Source organism: Pseudarthrobacter sulfonivorans (assembly GCF_024391045.1).
In the GTDB taxonomy this organism is placed as follows: domain Bacteria; phylum Actinomycetota; class Actinomycetes; order Actinomycetales; family Micrococcaceae; genus Arthrobacter; species Arthrobacter sulfonivorans_B.
In genome coordinates this window covers 48,784-67,422 of sequence record NZ_JANFCZ010000010.1, presented here as the reverse complement: position 1 = coordinate 67,422, position 18,639 = coordinate 48,784, and the positions used below count along the sequence as shown (strand labels likewise).

Here is an 18,639-nt window from a genome sequence, read left to right as displayed (position 1 = left end):
TCCATGTCTTTTGAACCGACTGACGAATTCTCCGTAGAAAGTGTGTATGCGGAGCTCCTGGGGCGCGCACCCGAGAACAAGATGGAGCCGCGCCTGGCGCCGCTGTTCCGGGCCATGGACGTGCTGGGGGAGCCGAACAAGGCGTTCCCGATCATCCACGTCACCGGTACCAACGGCAAGACCTCCACAGCCCGGATGATCGAGGCAGGGTTGCGCGCCTACGGCCTGAGCACCGGGCGCTACACCAGCCCCCACCTGTCCAAGGTCACCGAACGGATCAGCATCGACGGCCATCCCGTTTCAGACGAAACATTCGTCCGGATCTGGGACGAGATCCGCCCGTACCTGCAGATCGTGGATTCCGAACTGGAGGCCGCAGGGGAGCCCCGGCTCACCTACTTTGAATGCCTGACCATCCTGGGCTTCGCCATCTTCGCCGACCAGCCCGTCAACGTGGCCGTCATCGAAGTGGGCCTGGGCGGCATCACAGACGCCACCAACGTGGGCGACGGGCAGGTCTCGGTGATCACGCCGATCTCGCTGGACCACACGGACCTGCTGGGCGACACCACCGAGGACATCGCCCACGAGAAGGCGGGCATCATCAAGCCCGGCGGCTACCTCATCAGCGCGGCCCAGCCCGTCGATGCTGCCCAGGTCCTGCTGGAGAAGGCCCAGGATGTGGGGGTGCCGTTCCGGTTCGAAGGCGTGGAATTCGGCGTCGAGGCCCGGACCGTGGCAGTGGGCGGCCAAATGGTGAGCATCCAAGGCATCGCGGGCCGGTACCCCGATCTGCTGCTCCCGCTGCACGGCGCCCACCAGGCCCAGAACGCGGCCGTGGCGGTGGCCGCACTCGAGGCATTCTTTGGCGGTGAAAAGGAACTGGACGCCGAAGTGCTGCAGGAAGCCCTCGCGTCCGTCACCTCACCGGGCCGGCTGGAGGTTGTCCGGACCGCGCCCACCATCATCGTGGACGCCGCCCACAACCCGGACGGCATCAGAGTCTCCGCCGAGGCCATCAAGGAGGCCTTCACCTTCACCCGGCTCGTCCCGGTGGTGGGCGTCCTCAAGGAGAAAGACGCCGAAGAGATCCTGCGCCAGCTCAAGGAGTCCCTGGGCGACCTGGCCGAGGAATACTGTTTCACGCAGTCCAACTCACCGCGCGCCGTTCCGGCAGCTGAACTCGCGGAACTTGCTGTGGAACTGGGCTTCGGCGAAGACAACATCCACATCGCGGAGAAGCTCGACGACGCGCTGGAGTGGGCCGTGGAACGCGCCGAAGCCAACGATGACCTGTCCGGCGGCGTGCTGGTGACCGGTTCCATCACCCTGGTGGCGGAAGCACGGATCCTGCTCGGAAAGACGGAGGCCTAGCGTGGCAAAGCTGACCAAGGCGCAGCGTGAATGGCGTCCGGGGATGCCCAAGAAGCGCCGTTCCACCAAGGTGATGTTTGCCTCAACCGTCCTGCTGCTCGAAGCGTTTGTGGTCTTTTTCGCCACCCTGGCCGTCTTCGGGCTCCGGCGCGGGGAATTCCCGCCGGCACTCATCCTCGGGATCGGCATCGCGCTCAGCCTGGTCATGGTCTTCGCGTGTGCAGTGCTGTCCAAACCGTGGGGTGTGGCCCTGGGCTGGATCCTGCAGGTTGTGCTGATCTTCACCGGCATCTTTGAGCCCATGATGTACCTGGTGGGGGCCCTGTTCGGCCTGGCCTGGTGGTACGGAATCCGTACCGGCATCAGGATCGACACCGAGTCCGCACAGCGTGAACGTGAACAGGCCGAATGGAACGCCGCGCACGGCGACACCCCGCCGGCCTCGTAGACTTGTCCCGAAACCCCCACCAACGCATTGGAGCAACTGTGAGCACTGAGCGCACCCTCGTCCTGATCAAGCCCGACGGCGTGGCCCGCAACCTCAGCGGCGCCATCCTGGGCCGCATTGAAGCCAAGGGGTACACCCTCGCGGAGCTGAAGAAAGTTGACGCCAGCCGTGAACTCCTGGAGCAGCACTACGAAGAGCACGTAGGCAAGCCTTTTTACGAGCCGCTTGTGGAATTCATGCTGAGCGGCCCGGTTGTTGCGGCGATCTTCGAAGGCCACCGCGTCATTGAAGGCTTCCGGTCCCTGGCCGGTACCACCGACCCCACCACGGCCGCCCCGGGCACCATCCGTGGCGACTTCGGCCGCGACTGGGGCCTGAAGGTCCAGCAGAACCTGGTCCACGGATCTGATTCCGTTGACTCGGCCGAGCGCGAGATCAAGATCTGGTTCCAGTAAGCCTGGCGAGATCACAGATAAGGCCAATGTTCTTCGTGAACATTGGCCTTATCTGTCATCTCGGCGGGGAGGGTTCGGGGGAGCGCCTTCCTAGAAGCCGGACGTGCCGGCGAACACCTGGATGAAGGCGAAGAAGATGGTGGCGATGACCGCGACATAGAGCAGTGCGGTGATGATCCAGCCCGAGTCGCCCACGACCTTTGCAGCGCCGGCAGGCAGGGGAATCACGCCGTGGCTGATGTTCCTGATGGTGGTCCAGACAAAGAGCGGAATCATGGCAGCCCAGACGATCATGCAGAACGGGCACAGGACGTGGATGGAGTACAGGGCCTGGGACCACAGCCAGACCACGAAAATGAAACCGAGGGTGACGCCGGCCTGCAGTCCCATCCAGTACCAGCGGGCAAATGTGGCGCCGGACAGCAGCGCCATACCCACCGTGATGATGATGGCGAATGCCACGATGCCGATAAACATGTTGGGGAAGCCGAAGAGCGAACTCTGCCAGGTCTTCATCACTTCGCCGCAGGAAATCCACGGGTTCACATCACACACGGTGACGTGGTTGGGATCCTTGAGGACCTCGAGCTTTTCCAGGACCAGCGTTCCTGAGGCCAGCCAGCCAACAACACCGGTAATGACCAGCAGCCAACCAAAGGGCCGGTTCCGGGCCATGCGCGGCAGTGCGGACGTCTTGGTCCCGGTAACCGCGGCGGCCGGCGTTTCAACTGCTGGACCGCCCGCCTTGGGGGCGGCGGATGGTGTCTCGGTGCCGTGCGGGGAAATGCTGGGCATGGTGTCTGGCGTCCTTCGTTTCGGGTGCTCCTAGGCCGATTGTAACGCCGGCGCCTGAACAATCTCTGCGGCCGGAGCCGCAACGCGCAGTCTTTGGGCGCGGATTCGTTGACCCTGCTTCCGCAGTCCCGAAGCCGGGGTGTGAGAGAATGAACATGGCTGGAGGCCGACCCACATTCGGACTCCGGTCCGGTGGCTTGTTTCAAGACCGCCAATGATGAGCAGGGCGGGCTTTGGATTCTCTGATCCGGCCTCCCGCAATTCCATTGGTCGGCACCTGGTTGTGGCGTTTAGAACAACGGGTTTCAGGACACAGCCAACGGCTCCTACGGGCTGCCGCACCCCAATGCCGGTGCGAACCTGGGAGTATCCACTTGACTTCTGTCAACGCCTGCGGGTTTGACAAAAATTGCCCCAACGGGTGCCGGATGTGGCGGCACATCAGGGGCAGGAGTGTAGCTACATATGGACAACGAACACGTACCAGCCGTTAATGCTGAAGCAGCTGCAGCTAATGCTGAAACGGCTGCAGCGGAGATCACCGAGGCGCCACGGAAGGCCACCCGGACCCGCCGGAAAGCGGCGCCGAAGGCAGACAGCGTCCCGTCCACTGGTGAAGGGTCCCCAGCAGAAGCCGCGGCCCAGCCCGACGCCGGGACCGCCGCGGTCCTTGGAGCAGTTGATGCGGTGGAAGCCGCGCCGGAAGTCAAAGCGCCCGTCCGGCGGACCCGCGCCCGGAAGAAGCCGGAAGCCGCGGAACCGTTGCCCGCCTTCGCCGCCGAAGCCACTGAAGCGCCAGCAGTCGGTACCCCCGCCACCGGGGCGTCAGCCGCCGAATCGCCCGCCACCCCAGCGGCCGACGCAGCGGCCGTCACCGCGCCGGAACCCGCCGCCGGGTCCCCGCTTGCCGACGCAGCCCCGGACGCCAAGCCGGTCCGCCGCCGCCGTGTGGCCACCCGCAAGGCCTCCGCCCCCGAAAGTGCAGCCACTGAAATAGCGGCCCCTGACGCTGCAGCGGCTGGGACTGCAGCGACTGGCACGGAAGCGGCTGAGACTACTGCGCCAGACACTGCTGCGCCCGACAACGCCGTAGCCGGTGATGAAGCCCCGAAGACGGTAGCTCCCGAGCCGACAGCCCCCGAGGCAACAGTCACCGCCGCAGCCGTGGCCACCGCCAGCGCCGCGGCGACAACCCCGGCGCAGGCTGACGCCGCCGCGCGGGCCGACGAGCAGGACGCCACGGCAGCCGCAAGCCCGTTCGGGTCACTCTTCCTGGAGCCGGGCTCAGCAACGTCCGTACTCTTCCAGGCCCCGGACCTGACAGCCGTTGTCCGCCCCGCTCCCGCCGCCGCGGAAGAGACTGAAGAGGACGACGCCGAAGAGGACGAAGAGGACGACGCCAACAGCCGCCGTCGTCGCCGCAGCCGTGGCCGCCGCGGTCGCAGCCGCGGCAGCGACACCGAGGCCGGCGCCGACACTGAGGGTTCCGAAAACGGCCAGGACGGTGCCGGAGACGACGACGAAGAGACCTCCGGTCCGGCCGATGAGGGCGTGACGTCCCGTCGTCGTCGTCGCCGCCGCCGCGGTGACCAGGATCTTGAACTGACCGGTGGAGAGGGCGATGATCCGCCCAACACGGTGACCCGGGTGCGCGCGCCGCGCGCGGTGAGCGAAGCACCCGTCAACAACCGGGTGACCAGCGTGAAGGGCTCCACCAGGCTCGAAGCCAAGAAGCAGCGCCGCCGTGAGTCCCGCGACACGGGCCGCCGCAGGACCGTGATCACCGAGGCCGAGTTCCTGGCCCGCCGCGAATCAGTGGACCGCCAGATGATCGTCCGGCAGCGCGACGACAGAATCCAGATCGGCGTCCTGGAGGACGGCGTCCTGGCAGAGCACTTTGTCTCCAAGACCCAGCAGGACTCCCTGATCGGCAACGTCTACCTCGGCAAGGTGCAGAACGTCCTGCCCTCCATGGAAGCGGCGTTCGTTGACATTGGACGCGGCCGCAACGCCGTGCTGTACGCCGGCGAGGTGAACTGGGAAGCCGTCAACCTCGAAGGCAAGCAGCGCCGCATCGAAAATGCCCTGAAATCCGGCGACACCGTCCTGGTCCAGGTGACCAAGGACCCCGTGGGACACAAGGGTGCCCGGCTGACCAGCCAGATCTCCCTCCCGGGCCGCTACCTGGTCTACGTCCCCGGCGGCTCGATGACGGGCATTTCCCGCAAACTGCCCGACGTCGAACGCAACCGCCTTAAGCGGATCCTCAAGGACCGTTTGCCCGAGCACGCCGGTGTGATTGTCCGGACCGCCGCGGAAGGTGCCTCCGAAGAGGAACTCACGCACGACATCAACCGGCTGCGCGCGCAGTGGGAGGGCATCGAAAGCCAGTCCACGTCCACCAAGATCCTGGCCCCGGAACTGCTTTACGGCGAACCGGACCTCACCATCAAGGTGGTCCGCGACGTCTTCAACGAGGACTTCTCGAAGCTGATCGTCTCCGGTGAAGAGGCATGGGACACCATCGAGGCGTACGTCACGTACGTTGCCCCGGACCTGGTGGGCCGCCTGGAAAAGTGGACCAAGGACCAGGACATTTTCGCCGCCTGGCGGATCGATGAACAGATCCACAAGGCCCTCGAGCGCAAGGTGTTCCTGCCGTCCGGCGGTTCGCTGGTCATTGACCGCACCGAAGCCATGACCGTGGTGGACGTCAACACCGGCAAGTTCACCGGCAGCGGCGGAAACCTCGAGGAGACCGTCACCAAGAACAACCTCGAAGCGGCCGAAGAAGTGGTCCGTCAGCTCCGGCTCCGCGACATCGGCGGCATCATCGTTATCGACTTCATCGATATGGTCCTTGAATCCAACCGCGACCTTGTGCTGCGCCGCATGGTGGAATGCTTGGGCCGTGACCGGACCAAGCACCAGGTGGCTGAAGTGACATCGCTGGGACTGGTGCAGATGACGCGCAAGCGCATGGGAACCGGACTCCTGGAGGTCTTCGGCGAACAGTGCGAAACCTGCGCCGGACGGGGAATTGTCACCCACGACGACCCCGTGGAACACCGCCGCGCCAACACCGTCGCCGCCGAGCACCACGTGCAGCGTGCGGACAACCGCCCGGACACGCAGCGCACGGACAACCAGCGCAATGAGACGCGTCAGGACGCCCAGCAGGGTGGCCGGACGGACCGCAAGCGCCGCCGCGGCCGCGGCGGGCAGGCGTTGGACGTGGCGCCGGCAGCCCCGGTGCAGGTCCACACGGTCCACCCGGATCCGAGCGACGCCGAGCGCCATGCCAAGGCCGAGGCCACCAGGGCTGCCCTTGCCAACATTGCCGCGGCCGCCCACGCCGCCCACCTGCACGACGAGGAAGTAGCCCACGCTGCCGCCGGCAAGGCATCCGGCACGGAGGCCCCGGCCGCTGCCCCGGCCCATCCTTCCGCTCCTTCCGCGGCGGACAGCACCGGCCGCCCGGCCGCCGTGCTGACGTTCGGTGGCGAGCAGGTGGTGCTGCCGTTCGTGGAGCACCATGAGGACCAGCCGCAGGCTCCTGCTCTGACTCTCGACCGCCTGGCGGAGGCGTTCGCCAAGCTTGGCGAACCGGCACCGGAAGCTGAAACCGCTCCGGCCGAAAGCCGGCAGGCTGTTCGGCAGGCGGCAGAGCCTGCCCGTCAGGCGCCGTCGCAGGCTCCGGTCCAGGCTCCCGTCGCGGCGGAGAAGGACTACTCCGACCACACCGAGCAGTCCCGGACCCGCCGTCCGCGGCGGACCCGGAGTGCCAGCCGGGCCCAGGGCGCAGCCAACGCCACCACGGTGGAGCACCACGAGGCCGTCCCGGTGGCCTCGGCGGGACACACCCATACCGCCAAGGCACCGGAACCGGCCAAGGCTTCCGCCACCACACCGACAGACACCAACGCGCCAATCATCCTCGGTGTAGGGGTACCCGCTTCGGAACTCTGATTCTTCGCGGGGCCACCCACACAGAATGCCCGCACCTGCCCCATTCCGGGGCGGGTGCGGGCATTCTGTGTTGGTGCTTCATCTGAGGCGGCGGGACGGCGAAAACGCTAGGGTGGGTTACTGACACGGGGTGCCGCGCAAAGAGCCGGCTGAGATCCAGACCCGTTGAACCTGTCCGGTTAGCACCGGCGAAGGGATGTCTCGTTGGCTTCTATTTCTGTCCTTCCTTCCGCAACTCCCGAAACGTCCGATACCGCTGTGCCTACCCAACCGGCACAATCGCGTGCCGGGCGGCTCCCGGCAGCCGGGTCCGCTGCTTCGGTGGCCGTCCTGCGCGATACCCCGCGTGTGTTGTCGATCGCCGGCTCGGATCCGTCCGGCGGGGCAGGCGTCCAGGCGGACCTCAAGAGCATTGCTGCCCTGGGCGGCTATGGCATGGCCGCCATCACCGCGTTGACCGTGCAGAACACGCAGGGTGTCCAGGATGTCCACGTGCCGCCTGCTGATTTCCTGCGTCGGCAGCTTGACGCGATCAGCGATGACATCAGCATCGACGCCGTCAAGATCGGCATGCTGGGCAATGCGGAGGTAATCGGCACGGTCCGCACCTGGTTGGAACAGGTCCGTCCCGCCGTCGTGGTTCTCGATCCGGTGATGGTGGCCACGAGCGGCGACCGGCTGCTGAAGGAGTCCGCAGAGGCCGCCCTGCGTGCCCTGCTGCCGCTCGCGGACCTGATCACGCCCAACCTCGCCGAGCTGGCCATCCTGGTGGGCGAACCGCAGGCGAAGGATTGGACCGGCGCGCTGGAGCAGGGGACGCGGCTCGCTGCCGCCACCGGAGCCACCATCCTCGTCAAGGGAGGCCACCTCGACGGCGATGCCTGCCCGGATGCGCTGGTCAACGCCGGGGGACTGCTCTCCGGCCCGGTGGTGGAAGTGGCGGGGGACCGGATCGCCACCCGCAACAGCCACGGAACCGGCTGCTCGCTGTCTTCCGCCATGGCCACGGCACAGGCCCGGCTGGGGGACTGGGAAGCCTCCCTGCGGCAGGTGAAGTCCTGGCTTGCCGGTGCCCTTCAGGCTTCCGGCCAGCTGGAGGTCGGCTCCGGCAATGGACCCATCCACCACTTCCACCACCTGCAGCCGGCTCCCGCCGCCGGGGAATTCGCAGCGGCCCTTCGCCAGGCGGCGGCCGCCGACCTGGACGCCATCTACGGGCTTGACTTCATCCGCGGACTGGCCGCCGGCACCCTGGCGGAGGATCAGTTCGCCTACTACCTCGCCCAGGACGCCATCTACCTGAACGGCTACTCCCGGGTGCTGGCCCGCGCAAGTGCCCTCGCACCCACTGAAGCCGCCCAGCTGTTCTGGGCCCGGTCCGCCCGGCAATGCCTCGAGGTCGAATCGGAACTGCACCGCACCTGGCTGAGTACCCGGACGGTGGAACACGTCCTGGGCCCGGTCACCAAGTCCTACGTGGACCATCTCCTGGCAGTGTCCGCATCCGGCAGCTACGGAGTGCTTGTGGCGGCGCTCCTGCCGTGTTTCTGGTTGTACGCCGAGGTGGGACAAACCCTCCATTCCCAGTTCCTTGCGGCCGGCGCGCCTGCCGCGCATCCGTATGCGGAATGGCTGCGGACCTACGCGGACGAGGATTTCGCGCAGGCCACGCGCGAAGCCCTGGGGTGGGCCGACGAGGCCGGACGGAAGGCATCGGGCGAGGAACGGGAGGCCATGCTGGAGGCCTTCCGGCACTCATGCCGTTTCGAAGTTGACTTCTTTGACGCGCCGCGGCTGCATGCCTGAACCGCAATGGCCGTTGCAGCCGGTACGATAGTCGGGCACGGTTTCGGATTGTCAGGACTGTTCCCCGACGTGGGAGCTATCACAGGCAACCGGCCGTTACCAGCCTCATTTGCGGCCGAAGGCGAAATTAGCGTATTCTAGATCTTCGGTGCTTACGCCAACACTTGGGTTATGACCCCACGGCGTTGAGGCACAGCGGGAAACCCAGCCAGTTTTGGTTCCGGGTCCGCACGCAAATTTAGTTATAAACGTCGAGAGAAGTGAGTTCCCAAGTGGTGTACGCGATTGTCCGCGCAGGCGGCCGGCAAGAGAAGGTCTCCGTAGGAGACTTCGTTACCCTCAACCGCGTCGCCGGTGGAGCTGGCAGCACCATTGAGCTGCCTGCCCTGCTCCTGGTGGACGGTGACAAGGTCACCTCCGCAGCTGCGGACCTGGCCAAGGTAACTGTCACGGCTGAGATCCTCAATGACCTCCGTGGTCCGAAGATCGTCATCCAGAAGTTCAAGAACAAGACCGGTTACAAGAAGCGCCAGGGTCACCGTCAGGAACTGACCAAGGTCAAGATCACTGGTATCAAGTAACCTTCGTTACTGTTCAGGTTTTCAGCAGATTCCCCAGAATTTAGAGGCAGGCATTTCAAATGGCACATAAAAAAGGCGCGAGTTCCACTCGCAACGGTCGTGACTCCAACGCCCAGTACCTCGGCGTCAAGCGCTTCGGCGGCCAGGTAGTTTCCGCAGGCGAGATCATCGTCCGCCAGCGCGGCACCCACTTCCACCCGGGCGCCGGCGTTGGCCGCGGCGGCGACGACACCCTGTTCGCGCTGACCCCGGGAGCCGTCGAATTCGGCACCCGCCGCGGTCGCCGCGTCGTCAACATCGTTGCTGCTGCAGCTGCAGAGTAACAAATAGTTCTGAAGCGGTGGAGCGGGCCATATGGTCCGCTCCACTGTTCTTTTAACCGCATTACAATCGTTGTGGCGCCTGCGGGCGACCAGGAAACAGCACTGAGGAGATCCACGTGGCGAGCTTTGTAGACCGGGTAGTACTGCACGTATCCGGCGGTACCGGCGGCCACGGCTGTGTCTCCGTCCACCGGGAGAAGTTCAAGCCCCTGGGCGGTCCCGACGGCGGCAACGGCGGCGACGGCGGCGACGTCATCCTGCGTGTTGATCACCAGACCACCACCCTGCTGGACTACCACCACGCCCCGCACCGCCACGCCACCAACGGCGGCCCCGGGATGGGCGACTGGCGCGGCGGAAAGAGCGGCGAGACGCTCATCCTGCCCGTTCCGGACGGCACTGTGGTCAAGTCCAAGGACGGCACCGTCCTGGCGGACCTCGTGGGCGAAGGCGCCGAATTCATTGCGGCCGCCGGCGGCCAGGGCGGCCTCGGCAACGCTGCACTGTCCTCGCAGAAACGGCGGGCACCGGGCTTTGCGCTGCTGGGCATCGAAGGCGACTCCAGCGACATCGTGCTGGAACTGAAGTCCATCGCGGACATCGCCCTGGTGGGATTCCCGTCTGCCGGCAAGTCCAGCCTGATCGCGGCCATGTCCGCTGCGCGGCCCAAGATTGCCGATTACCCTTTCACCACGCTGATCCCCAACCTGGGTGTTGTCCAGGCCGGCGAGGTCCGCTTCACCATCGCCGATGTTCCCGGCCTCATCGAGGGCGCCAGCGAGGGGAAGGGCCTGGGTCACCACTTCCTGCGCCACGTCGAACGCTGCGCCGCCCTGGTGCACGTGCTGGACTGCGGCACGCTCGAAGCCGACCGCGATCCGCTGTCAGACCTGGCCATCATCGAGGCCGAACTGGAAAAGTACGCCGTTGACATGAGCTACGCCGGCACCGACGGCGAAGTGGTTCCGCTGAACCACCGCCCCCGCCTGGTGGCCCTGAACAAGGTGGACCTGCCGGACGGCAAGGACATGGCGGAATTCGTCCGCCCCGAACTGGAATCCCGCGGTTACCGGGTCTTCGAAATTTCGGCCACCAGTCACGAAGGCCTGCGCCAGCTGGGCTTTGCCATGGCCGAAATCGTCAAGGCCGCCCGCGACACCCTGGCCGCAACGCCGCCGAAGGTGCAGCCGCCCGTCCTGCGGCCCCGTGCAGTCAATGAAGCCGGCTTCAAGATCCGCCGCGAAGAGAAGAACATGGAGCCGCTGTTCCGCGTCCTCGGCGACAAGCCCGTGCGCTGGGTCAAGCAGACCGACTTCACCAATGAGGAAGCCATTGGCTACCTCGCGGACCGGCTCGCGAAGCTGGGCGTCGAAAACGAACTGTTCAAGCAGGGCGCGAAGCCGGGGGACACCGTGGTGATCGGCGAGGACGACGGCGTGGTCTTCGACTGGGAGCCCACCATGATGGCCGGCGCCGAACTGCTGGCTTCGCCCCGTGGCACCGACGTCCGTTTCGCCGACATCGGAGACCGCCCCACCCGCGGCCAGAAGCGCGAGGAGCAGCAGGAACGCAAGGAAGCCAAGGCCGCCGCACGTGCCGAGCTCGAAGCCGAGCGCAAGGCCGGGATCTGGACCGAATCCGTCAGCAGCCGCCGGGTCGCCAAGCCGCTCAAGGAGAGTGGACTGGACTCAGACGATGACCAGTAGTGCCGTCACGGCGGTGCCGCACCCGCGGCCCGCCGACCGCGGCGTGATCGCCAACGCCCGCAGGATCGTTGTCAAGGTCGGGTCCTCCTCGCTGACCAGCATCAAGGGCGGCATTTCGGAGGAAGCGGTGACCGCCCTGGCGGACGCCCTCGCAGCCAAGCGCAATGCCGGGACCGAGATCATCCTGGTGTCCTCGGGTGCCATCGCGGCGGGCCTTGCACCGCTGGGCCTTGCCAAGCGTCCACGCGACCTCGCCACCCAGCAGGCCGCGGCCAGCGTGGGGCAGGGCCTGCTGATGGCACGCTACACCCAGGCCTTCGGCGCCCACGGCGTCACCGTCAGCCAGGTGCTGCTCACGGCCGAGGACCTGATGCGGCGCAGCCAGCACACCAACGCCTTCCGCGCGTTGAACCGGCTGGTCAACCTCGGTGTGGTGCCGGTGGTCAACGAAAACGACACCGTAGCCACGCACGAAATCCGGTTCGGCGACAACGACCGGCTTGCTGCCCTGGTGGCCCACCTGGTCCGGGCCGATGCCCTGGTACTGCTCTCCGACGTCGACTCCCTTTACGACGGCCCGCCATCCCACGGTGCGAAGCGGATTCCGCTCGTCGAAGGCCCGCATGACCTCGAGGGCGTCACCATCGGCAAGGCCGGCAAAGCGGGGGTCGGCACGGGCGGCATGACCACGAAAGTCGAGGCGGCCACGATCGCCGCCGGCTCCGGCATCCACGCCCTGGTCACCTCCACGCCCAACGCTGCGGCTGTGCTGGCCGGAGAGGATGTTGGCACCTGGTTCACCGTGAACGGTGCCCGGAAACCCGTGCGGCTGCTGTGGCTCGCCCACCTCGCGTCCGTTCGCGGCCAACTGATCCTCGACGACGGCGCGGTCAAGGCGGTGCGCCACCGCCACACGTCGCTGCTCCCTGCCGGCATCTCCGCCGTCGAGGGTGACTTTGAAGCGGGCGACGCTGTCGAAATGGTGAGTACGGACGGCACCGTCATCGCACGGGGGCTGGTCAACTACTCCGCGGCGGAATTGCCGCAGATGCTGGGCCGCTCCACGAAGGAGCTCGGTAAGTCGCTGGGCCGGGGTTATGACCGTGAAGTTGTTCACGTTGATGACCTGGTGCTGGTCTGAGGGCCGCACTCGCCTAAACTTGGATCATGACTGAGGCCCTGACCCACCCCACTGCTGCGACTCCCGAAGACAACACGGGACTTTCCGGTGCGCCGAAGGCGCCGGACGCGACATCGCCGGCGGGTGCGGTGCCGCTGTCGACGGAGGACGTCGAGGCCGCTGTCCACGCTATCGCCGACCGCTCCAAGCAGGCATCCCGGCGGATGTCCCGGGCCAACCGGGCCTGGAAGGACCGTGGCCTCCGCGCCATCGGGGCCGCCCTGCTGGAGAAGAAGAGCCTGATCCTGGCCGCCAATGCAAAGGATGTGGCTGCCGGCAAGGCCAGCGGGACCTCTGCCGCCATGCTGGACCGGCTGACCCTGAGCGATGCCCGGATCACCGGGCTGGTGGACGCCCTGGAGAACCTCGCCACCCTGCCGGATCCCGTGGGTAATGTGGTCCGCGGCCAGACCCTGCCCAACGGCCTCCGCCTGCGCCAGGTCAATGTGCCCATGGGCGTCGTGGCCGCCATCTACGAGGCCCGCCCCAACGTCACTGTTGACATCGCCGGCCTCGCGCTCAAGAGCGGCAACACCGTCATTCTCCGCGGCGGCACGGCCGCGGCCGCTACCAACGATGCCCTGGTGCAGGTGATCCGCGACGCCCTGCACAGCGTGGGCCTGCCGTCCGACGCCGTGCAGACGGTGGACCAGTACGGCCGGGAGGGCGCCAACGCGCTGATGCGGGCGCGCGGCCGCGTGGACGTCCTGATTCCCCGTGGCGGCCGGGAGCTGATCCAGTCCGTCGTGTTGAACGCCGCCGTTCCCGTCATCGAAACCGGTGAAGGTAACGTTCACATCTTCATCGACGAATCCGCCAGTGAAGAGATGGCGGTGGAGATCCTGCTGAACGCCAAAACCCAGCGGCCCAGCGTCTGCAACACCGTGGAAACGCTGCTGGTCCACTCCCGCTCCACCGTGCTGCCGGCCGTGGCTGCCGCGCTGCGTGGCGCCGGAGTCACCCTGCACGCGGATGAGCGCATCCGGGCTGCCCTGCCCGCGTCCATCGAGTCCACGCCGGCCACGGATGTGGACTGGGAAACCGAGTACATGGACCTTGACCTGGCCGTGGCCATGGTGGACAGCCTGGATGACGCCGTGAAGCACATCCGCACCTGGTCCACTGGCCATACCGAGGCGATCCTCACCAACAACCTCGCCAATGCGGAGAGGTTCATTGCGGAGATCGACTCGGCAGCGGTCATCGTCAACGCGTCCACCCGGTTTACCGACGGCGGCGAGCTGGGTCTGGGTGCCGAAGTAGGCATCTCCACCCAGAAGCTGCACGCCCGCGGGCCGATGGGCCTCACTGAGCTGACCACCACCAAGTGGATTGTGCAGGGCGAGGGCCAGGTCCGCAGCTAACAACGCGGTAACATAGACAGAAGACCGGAACGGCGGGAAAATATCCGCTGCCCACATCCTTGAAAACCTAGGGGAGAAAATGCTGCTCCAGCAGATCGCCATGACCGTTGCCGCCGCCGCTGAACATGAGGAAGCGGCGCCTCTGATCGCACCTCCGTTTGTGATCGGCGGCGTGATGTTCGTGATCCTGCTGGGACTGATGTTTGTCACGCTGTCCTACTCCAACCTGGGTAACCGGCACGCGGCGACCGAAGAGCATGCAGATCCGCACCGCCAGCACCCCAATAAGCACGACCACGGCCAAGGCCACTGACATTTCCCGTGTTCTGCACCCTGACGGTGCGCAAGGACGGCTGCGCCTGGGCGTGATGGGCGGGACGTTCGATCCCATCCATCACGGCCACCTTGTGGCGGCCAGTGAGGTTGCCGCCAAGTTCGGTCTGGACGAAGTGGTCTTCGTCCCCACCGGGCAGCCGTGGCAGAAAACGCACAAGCAGGTCAGCCAGCCTGAACACCGGTACCTTATGACGGTGATCGCCACTGCATCGAATCCCCGTTTCACGGTAAGCAGGGTGGATATCGACCGGCCCGGTCCGACGTACACCATAGACACCCTGCGCGACCTCCGGACCCAGCGTCCGGAGGCTGACCTGTTCTTCATCACCGGCGCGGACGCCCTCGCGCAGATCCTGTCCTGGAAAGACATCGATGAGCTGTGGTCATTGGCCCATTTCGTCGGTGTGACCCGTCCCGGACATGTGCTTGACGGCATGGGCCGTGAGGATGTCAGCCTGTTGGAGGTGCCCGCCATGGCGATTTCCTCCACCGACTGCCGGGTGCGGGTGGCCGCGAACAACCCGGTCTGGTACCTGGTGCCGGACGGGGTGGTGCAATACATCGCCAAATACGGGCTGTATGCGGGGGATACCCCTCCCGATGCGGTGCGAATTACTAAAATAGACGAGCCAGCAAGTACTGAATGAGTTTTCAATGAGTCAGGAACAGCCCCCCGTCCGCAGCCGCCGCGAACTGCGGCAGGCCAGAGATGAGAAGACGGCTACCGGGTCCACGGGCCCGGGCCAGGTTTCGCCTGCCTCAAAACAACGCCGCGCTGCTGACGCGCCGGTGGATTCCGTCCCGGAACAGACCCAGGCCCAACGGTCATCGCAGATCCGCGCCCGGGACCGTGCCGCGCTTCGCACCATTAAGGAACTTGAGGAAAAGGAAGGCCATCTTTCGGCGGGCGGACCGCCCACGCGCCGGCAGCTGAGGCTTCAGCAACTCAAGGAACAGGCCGTCACTTCGGCCAACCCCATCATCGCGGCCCCCATGGGCAAGCCGCTTCCTGCTGCCCCCGCGTCCCCGGCGGCCGCCAAGCCCGGATCCGTTGGACCGCGGCCGGCAGCTGCCCCCGGCACCGGAGCGGGGCTTCCGGACGGCATGAGCGTGGAGCAGGCCCTTGCAGCCCGCGCCCTGATTGCCGAGCAGGCCAAGAACCAGCTCGCCAAAATGGAACACATAGCTTCCCTCGACCCCGAGGCCGTGGACCCGGACATCCTCGCCGAACAGATCGCCCTGGCCGAGCGTGCCGCGGTCCTCAACCGCCGGGCCATGGCCAAACAGAAATTGGCAGAACAGGCGGCACCGCCCGCCGCATCCACGCAGGCCGTTCCCGCGGCCTCGAAGACCGGTCCGTCGGCCGTACAGTCCGGTCCGGCCACCGCAGACAACCTCGCCATGGTCACGCCCCTCGAATTTGAGCACGTGCCAGGGCTGGACCGGCCGGTCATGAAACCCCCGGCAACCTCGTACGTGCCGGTGCAGACCCAGTCCGGAGCCAAAGTCCGGCCGGGGAGCAAGGGCCGCCGTCCCGCAGCCGCATCACGGCAGGCGGCCCCGGCACAGGCGCCGCGGGCATCGACGGGCCGCTCCCGGGTCATCGCCCGGGCCGAGGCTGCTGCCCGCGCCGCGGCTGAACCGAAGCGACTGATTCCCAGTGTTTCGGACGTTCCGGGAAACGAGGGGGACGGCCAGTTTGAGGACCTTCGTATTCCGGCCCGCTCCGCCCACGGCCTGGAGCCGCTGGACGCGGCGACGGCAGGCCTGACCCGCGCAAAGCGGCTCAGGCTGATGCAGGTCCTGGTCCTGGCTTTCGGGATCGTGGCTCTCATTTCAGGCGTCATTCTCATCGCCACCGGCATCTCGCGCTGACCCGCTGCGCCCCCTGACAAAGCTTTAGAAAACTACAAGGAGTCCCGTGACTGCATCCGATTCATCCATCACCACAGCCCGCCACGCCGCCAAAGCGGCTGCAGACAAGATCGCCCACGACATTGTGGCGCTCGATGTCAGCGAACGCCTCGCCCTGGCGGACGTCTTCCTCATCGCCTCCGCACCGAGCGAACGCCAGGTCAATGCCATCGTGGACGGCATCGAGGAAGAGCTGTCCAAGCAGGACCTTCGTCCGGTACGCCGTGAAGGCCGCGCCGGCGGACGCTGGGTGCTGCTCGACTACTCGGACATTGTGATCCACGTCCAGCACGAGGAAGACCGCGTGTTCTACGCCTTGGAGCGCCTCTGGAAGGATTGCCCTGTCGTCGACCTGCAGCTTGACGAAGACACATCCGCCAAGGCATCAGCCGCTTCAGACGCCGAATAACCAGCCTCACCGGCGCGAATATGCCCGATTTGGAATTTTCGGAAATGCTGGTCTAAGATATTTGAGTTGCTCCGGGGAGACCGGGAAGCAACGAAGGTCCGGGGCTGTGGCGCAGCTGGTAGCGCACCTGCATGGCATGCAGGGGGTCAGGGGTTCGAGTCCCCTCAGCTCCACCGGATAGTCCGCCGGAATCGAAAGATTCCGGCGGACTTTTTTGTTGTCCCGGGCCGCCCGTCAATTCACCCCCGTCCTGCCTATTCCCGCGTCGTCCGGGGCGGGAATAAACCAGGGATTGCCGGCCGGAGCTCCCGATTGGCGCGCGGCGCGGATTTCCATTAAGCTAATCAGGTTGCTTCGACAGGCCGGAAAGGCCGGGAGAGCAGCGGTTTTGGGGCTGTGGCGCAGCTGGTAGCGCACCTGCATGGCATGCAGGGGGTCAGGGGTTCGAGTCCCCTCAGCTCCACCAAACGGACCACGTGTCCAACAAAAAGAGCCACCCCGCCGGGTGGCTCTTTTCGTTTTGCCGGCGCTTCAAACGCAGACGGTTTAGACGCAGACGGTTTAGACGCAGACGGTTCAAACGCAGACGGTTCAAATGTCGACGTTCTAAATCCAGGCCCGTCAGATCCAGTCGGTCCGTCGCAGCGGCGGCGCGTCTCCGCCGGCGCGCTGGACCAGGATCTGGTTCACCCCCGTCAGGCCGTTTTCAAAACCGAGGGCGCTTGACGCCATGTATAGCCGCCAGATCCGGGCCCTGCCCCGGCTGGTGAGGGCCACTGCTTCGTCCCAGTTGGTTTCCAGTCGCCGCACCCAGGCACGAAGAGTCAGCGCGTAATGCTGGCGCAACGCCTCCACGTCCAGGACCTCGAACCCGCCCCCTTCCAGCGCTGTGACCATCTCGCCGAGGCTGAGCATTTCGCCGTCCGGGAAGACATAGCGCGGGATGAACGAGTCCGGGTCCGGCTTGGTGGGGCCGGCGTTCCAGGAGATGGCGTGGTTGAGGAGCCGGCCCCCGGGGCGGAGCAGCCCATGGAGGACCTCCACATAGTGGGGCGTCTGTTCCCGGCCAACGTGCTCGGACATGCCGATGGAACTGATCGCGTCAAAGGGGCCGTCCCGGACATCCCGGTAATCCTGCACCCGGATGTCAATCTTCTCCGTCAGGCCTGCATCCGCGGCGCGCTTACGGGCAAGCAGTGCCTGTTCCGAGGAGAGGGTCACTCCCACCACGGTGACGCCGTAGTTCCGGGCGGCGTGCAGGGCAAAGCTGCCCCACCCGCAGCCCACGTCCAGTACCCTCATCCCGGGCTGGAGGCCCAGCTTCCGGCATACCAGGTCCAGCTTGGCCTTCTGCGCCCCGTCCAGACCGGCCGGAAGGCCGTTGTTGTCCGCATAAGAGGGCTCGCCCCACACAGCACACGAGTACACCATCGACGCCCCCAGCACGAGGGCATAAAAGTCATTGCCGACGTCGTAGTGGTGCGAGATGGCCGCAGCATCCCGCTGCCGCGTGTGGAGCCGGCCCTTCCGGGTCACCCTTGCTTCTTCCGGCGGCGGGGCAGGGTTGGGGCCCACCGCCCCCAGCCGGACGGCCGTACTCACCAGCGTGCCCAGTTCGCGGGGCGTCAGTGGCCGGAACGGACCGGGTTCGGAAAACTTGCCCGCCGAGCTCAGGGCCGTGAAGGCAGCGAAAATGTCGCCAGGAGCGTCGATGTCCCCGGCAACATAGGCCCTGCTCAGCCCCAGCTGACCGGGCGACCACAGGATCCGCCGCAACGCCCGGCGGTGCCGAAACTCGAGGACGGGGGCCTCCGGCGGCCCGGCCTCCGATCCATCCCAGGCACGCAACCTGAGCGGTATCTCATCAGTTCCAAGGACGATGCCCAGCGCTTTCGCCAGCAGCGGCGCTGCCCGATTGTCCGTTGCCATGGTGAGTGCCTTTCTTCAGGTATGGCCCAACAGTACGACGGCGGTGCGCG

The 18,639-nt window shown here is 66.2% G+C and carries 16 protein-coding genes, 2 tRNA genes and 1 riboswitch; of the genes, 16 read left to right on the top strand and 2 right to left on the bottom strand.

What is annotated here, in order from left to right; translation table 11 throughout:
• Positions 1-3 precede the first annotated feature (3 nt).
• From NQJ30_RS08810 to ndk, 3 genes are read left to right on the top strand one after another with little or no spacing between them, the layout of a single operon-like run.
• On the top strand, positions 4-1,374 hold the full coding sequence (locus tag NQJ30_RS08810; protein WP_255769510.1) for a bifunctional folylpolyglutamate synthase/dihydrofolate synthase: 1,371 nt from the start codon (positions 4-6) through the stop codon (positions 1,372-1,374).
• Position 1,375: 1 nt separating this feature from the next.
• A complete protein-coding gene (locus NQJ30_RS08805; RefSeq protein ID WP_255769509.1) occupies positions 1,376-1,822 on the top strand; it encodes a DUF4233 domain-containing protein in 447 nt (148 codons plus the stop codon).
• Positions 1,823-1,860: 38 nt separating this feature from the next.
• Positions 1,861-2,277, top strand: a complete 417-nt coding sequence (gene ndk / locus NQJ30_RS08800; protein ID WP_255769508.1) for a nucleoside-diphosphate kinase — start codon at positions 1,861-1,863, stop codon at positions 2,275-2,277.
• Positions 2,278-2,367: 90 nt separating this feature from the next.
• On the opposite strand, the gene NQJ30_RS08795 is transcribed toward ndk, so the two are convergent.
• Positions 2,368-3,072, bottom strand: a complete 705-nt coding sequence (locus tag NQJ30_RS08795; protein WP_255769507.1) for a vitamin K epoxide reductase family protein — start codon at positions 3,070-3,072, stop codon at positions 2,368-2,370.
• A 465-nt stretch (positions 3,073-3,537) separates the two neighbouring features.
• Between NQJ30_RS08795 and NQJ30_RS08790 the strand changes: the two genes are divergently transcribed.
• The 13 genes from NQJ30_RS08790 (at position 3,538) to NQJ30_RS08730 (ending at position 17,126) form a co-directional block, all read left to right on the top strand.
• Complete coding sequence (locus tag NQJ30_RS08790) at positions 3,538-7,041, top strand: Rne/Rng family ribonuclease (RefSeq protein ID WP_255769506.1); 3,504 nt, start codon at positions 3,538-3,540, stop codon at positions 7,039-7,041.
• Positions 7,042-7,157: 116 nt separating this feature from the next.
• Positions 7,158-7,255: riboswitch (TPP riboswitch) on the top strand.
• A gap of 107 nt (positions 7,256-7,362) precedes the next feature.
• Positions 7,363-8,847 carry a bifunctional hydroxymethylpyrimidine kinase/phosphomethylpyrimidine kinase gene (thiD, locus tag NQJ30_RS08785; RefSeq protein ID WP_255769574.1) on the top strand — a complete coding sequence of 495 codons (1,485 nt, stop codon included), beginning with the start codon at positions 7,363-7,365 and terminating at the stop codon, positions 8,845-8,847.
• 272 nt (positions 8,848-9,119) lie between these two features.
• Positions 9,120-9,428, top strand: coding sequence for a 50S ribosomal protein L21 (rplU, locus tag NQJ30_RS08780; protein ID WP_255769572.1), 309 nt, complete (start codon positions 9,120-9,122; stop codon positions 9,426-9,428).
• A 59-nt stretch (positions 9,429-9,487) separates the two neighbouring features.
• Positions 9,488-9,751 (top strand): 50S ribosomal protein L27, encoded by a 264-nt coding sequence (gene rpmA, locus NQJ30_RS08775; protein WP_009372867.1) that lies wholly within the window; start codon positions 9,488-9,490, stop codon positions 9,749-9,751.
• A 116-nt stretch (positions 9,752-9,867) separates the two neighbouring features.
• Positions 9,868-11,457, top strand: coding sequence for a GTPase ObgE (obgE, locus tag NQJ30_RS08770; RefSeq protein ID WP_255769505.1), 1,590 nt, complete (start codon positions 9,868-9,870; stop codon positions 11,455-11,457).
• Positions 11,447-12,598, top strand: coding sequence for a glutamate 5-kinase (proB, locus tag NQJ30_RS08765; RefSeq protein WP_255769504.1), 1,152 nt, complete (start codon positions 11,447-11,449; stop codon positions 12,596-12,598). The genes obgE and proB overlap by 11 nt, the downstream gene beginning before the upstream one ends.
• A gap of 26 nt (positions 12,599-12,624) precedes the next feature.
• Complete coding sequence (locus tag NQJ30_RS08760) at positions 12,625-14,001, top strand: glutamate-5-semialdehyde dehydrogenase (protein ID WP_255769503.1); 1,377 nt, start codon at positions 12,625-12,627, stop codon at positions 13,999-14,001.
• Between the two features lie 79 nt (positions 14,002-14,080).
• Positions 14,081-14,314: a hypothetical protein gene (locus tag NQJ30_RS08755; RefSeq protein WP_255769501.1), complete on the top strand. Its 234-nt coding sequence runs from the start codon at positions 14,081-14,083 to the stop codon at positions 14,312-14,314.
• Positions 14,259-14,984: a nicotinate-nucleotide adenylyltransferase gene (gene nadD / locus NQJ30_RS08750; RefSeq protein WP_255769500.1), complete on the top strand. Its 726-nt coding sequence runs from the start codon at positions 14,259-14,261 to the stop codon at positions 14,982-14,984. The genes NQJ30_RS08755 and nadD overlap by 56 nt, the downstream gene beginning before the upstream one ends.
• 7 nt (positions 14,985-14,991) lie before the next feature.
• Positions 14,992-16,212, top strand: coding sequence for a hypothetical protein (locus NQJ30_RS08745; protein WP_255769499.1), 1,221 nt, complete (start codon positions 14,992-14,994; stop codon positions 16,210-16,212).
• Between the two features lie 46 nt (positions 16,213-16,258).
• A complete protein-coding gene (rsfS, locus tag NQJ30_RS08740; protein ID WP_255769498.1) occupies positions 16,259-16,660 on the top strand; it encodes a ribosome silencing factor in 402 nt (133 codons plus the stop codon).
• 100 nt (positions 16,661-16,760) lie between these two features.
• Positions 16,761-16,833: transfer RNA gene (locus NQJ30_RS08735), tRNA-Ala, on the top strand.
• A 217-nt stretch (positions 16,834-17,050) separates the two neighbouring features.
• Positions 17,051-17,126: transfer RNA gene (locus NQJ30_RS08730), tRNA-Ala, on the top strand.
• A 155-nt stretch (positions 17,127-17,281) separates the two neighbouring features.
• Here NQJ30_RS08730 and NQJ30_RS08725 read toward each other — a convergent pair.
• Positions 17,282-18,589 (bottom strand): SAM-dependent methyltransferase, encoded by a 1,308-nt coding sequence (locus NQJ30_RS08725; RefSeq protein ID WP_255769497.1) that lies wholly within the window; start codon positions 18,587-18,589, stop codon positions 17,282-17,284.
• Between the last annotated feature and the right edge of the window lie 50 nt (positions 18,590-18,639).

What these genes read in the sequence shown, in the direction of transcription:
- NQJ30_RS08795 (WP_255769507.1), bottom strand. Translation starts at nt 3,072, where the DNA reads ATGCCCAGCATTTCCCCGCACGGCACCGAGACACCATCCGCCGCCCCC.
- rpmA (WP_009372867.1), top strand. Translation starts at nt 9,488, where the DNA reads ATGGCACATAAAAAAGGCGCGAGTTCCACTCGCAACGGTCGTGACTCC.
- NQJ30_RS08810 (WP_255769510.1), top strand. Translation starts at nt 4, where the DNA reads ATGTCTTTTGAACCGACTGACGAATTCTCCGTAGAAAGTGTGTATGCG.
- NQJ30_RS08790 (WP_255769506.1), top strand. Translation starts at nt 3,538, where the DNA reads ATGGACAACGAACACGTACCAGCCGTTAATGCTGAAGCAGCTGCAGCT.
- nadD (WP_255769500.1), top strand. Translation starts at nt 14,259, where the DNA reads ATGCAGATCCGCACCGCCAGCACCCCAATAAGCACGACCACGGCCAAG.
- NQJ30_RS08725 (WP_255769497.1), bottom strand. Translation starts at nt 18,589, where the DNA reads ATGGCAACGGACAATCGGGCAGCGCCGCTGCTGGCGAAAGCGCTGGGC.
- NQJ30_RS08745 (WP_255769499.1), top strand. Translation starts at nt 14,992, where the DNA reads ATGAGTCAGGAACAGCCCCCCGTCCGCAGCCGCCGCGAACTGCGGCAG.
- NQJ30_RS08760 (WP_255769503.1), top strand. Translation starts at nt 12,625, where the DNA reads ATGACTGAGGCCCTGACCCACCCCACTGCTGCGACTCCCGAAGACAAC.
- NQJ30_RS08755 (WP_255769501.1), top strand. Translation starts at nt 14,081, where the DNA reads ATGCTGCTCCAGCAGATCGCCATGACCGTTGCCGCCGCCGCTGAACAT.
- proB (WP_255769504.1), top strand. Translation starts at nt 11,447, where the DNA reads ATGACCAGTAGTGCCGTCACGGCGGTGCCGCACCCGCGGCCCGCCGAC.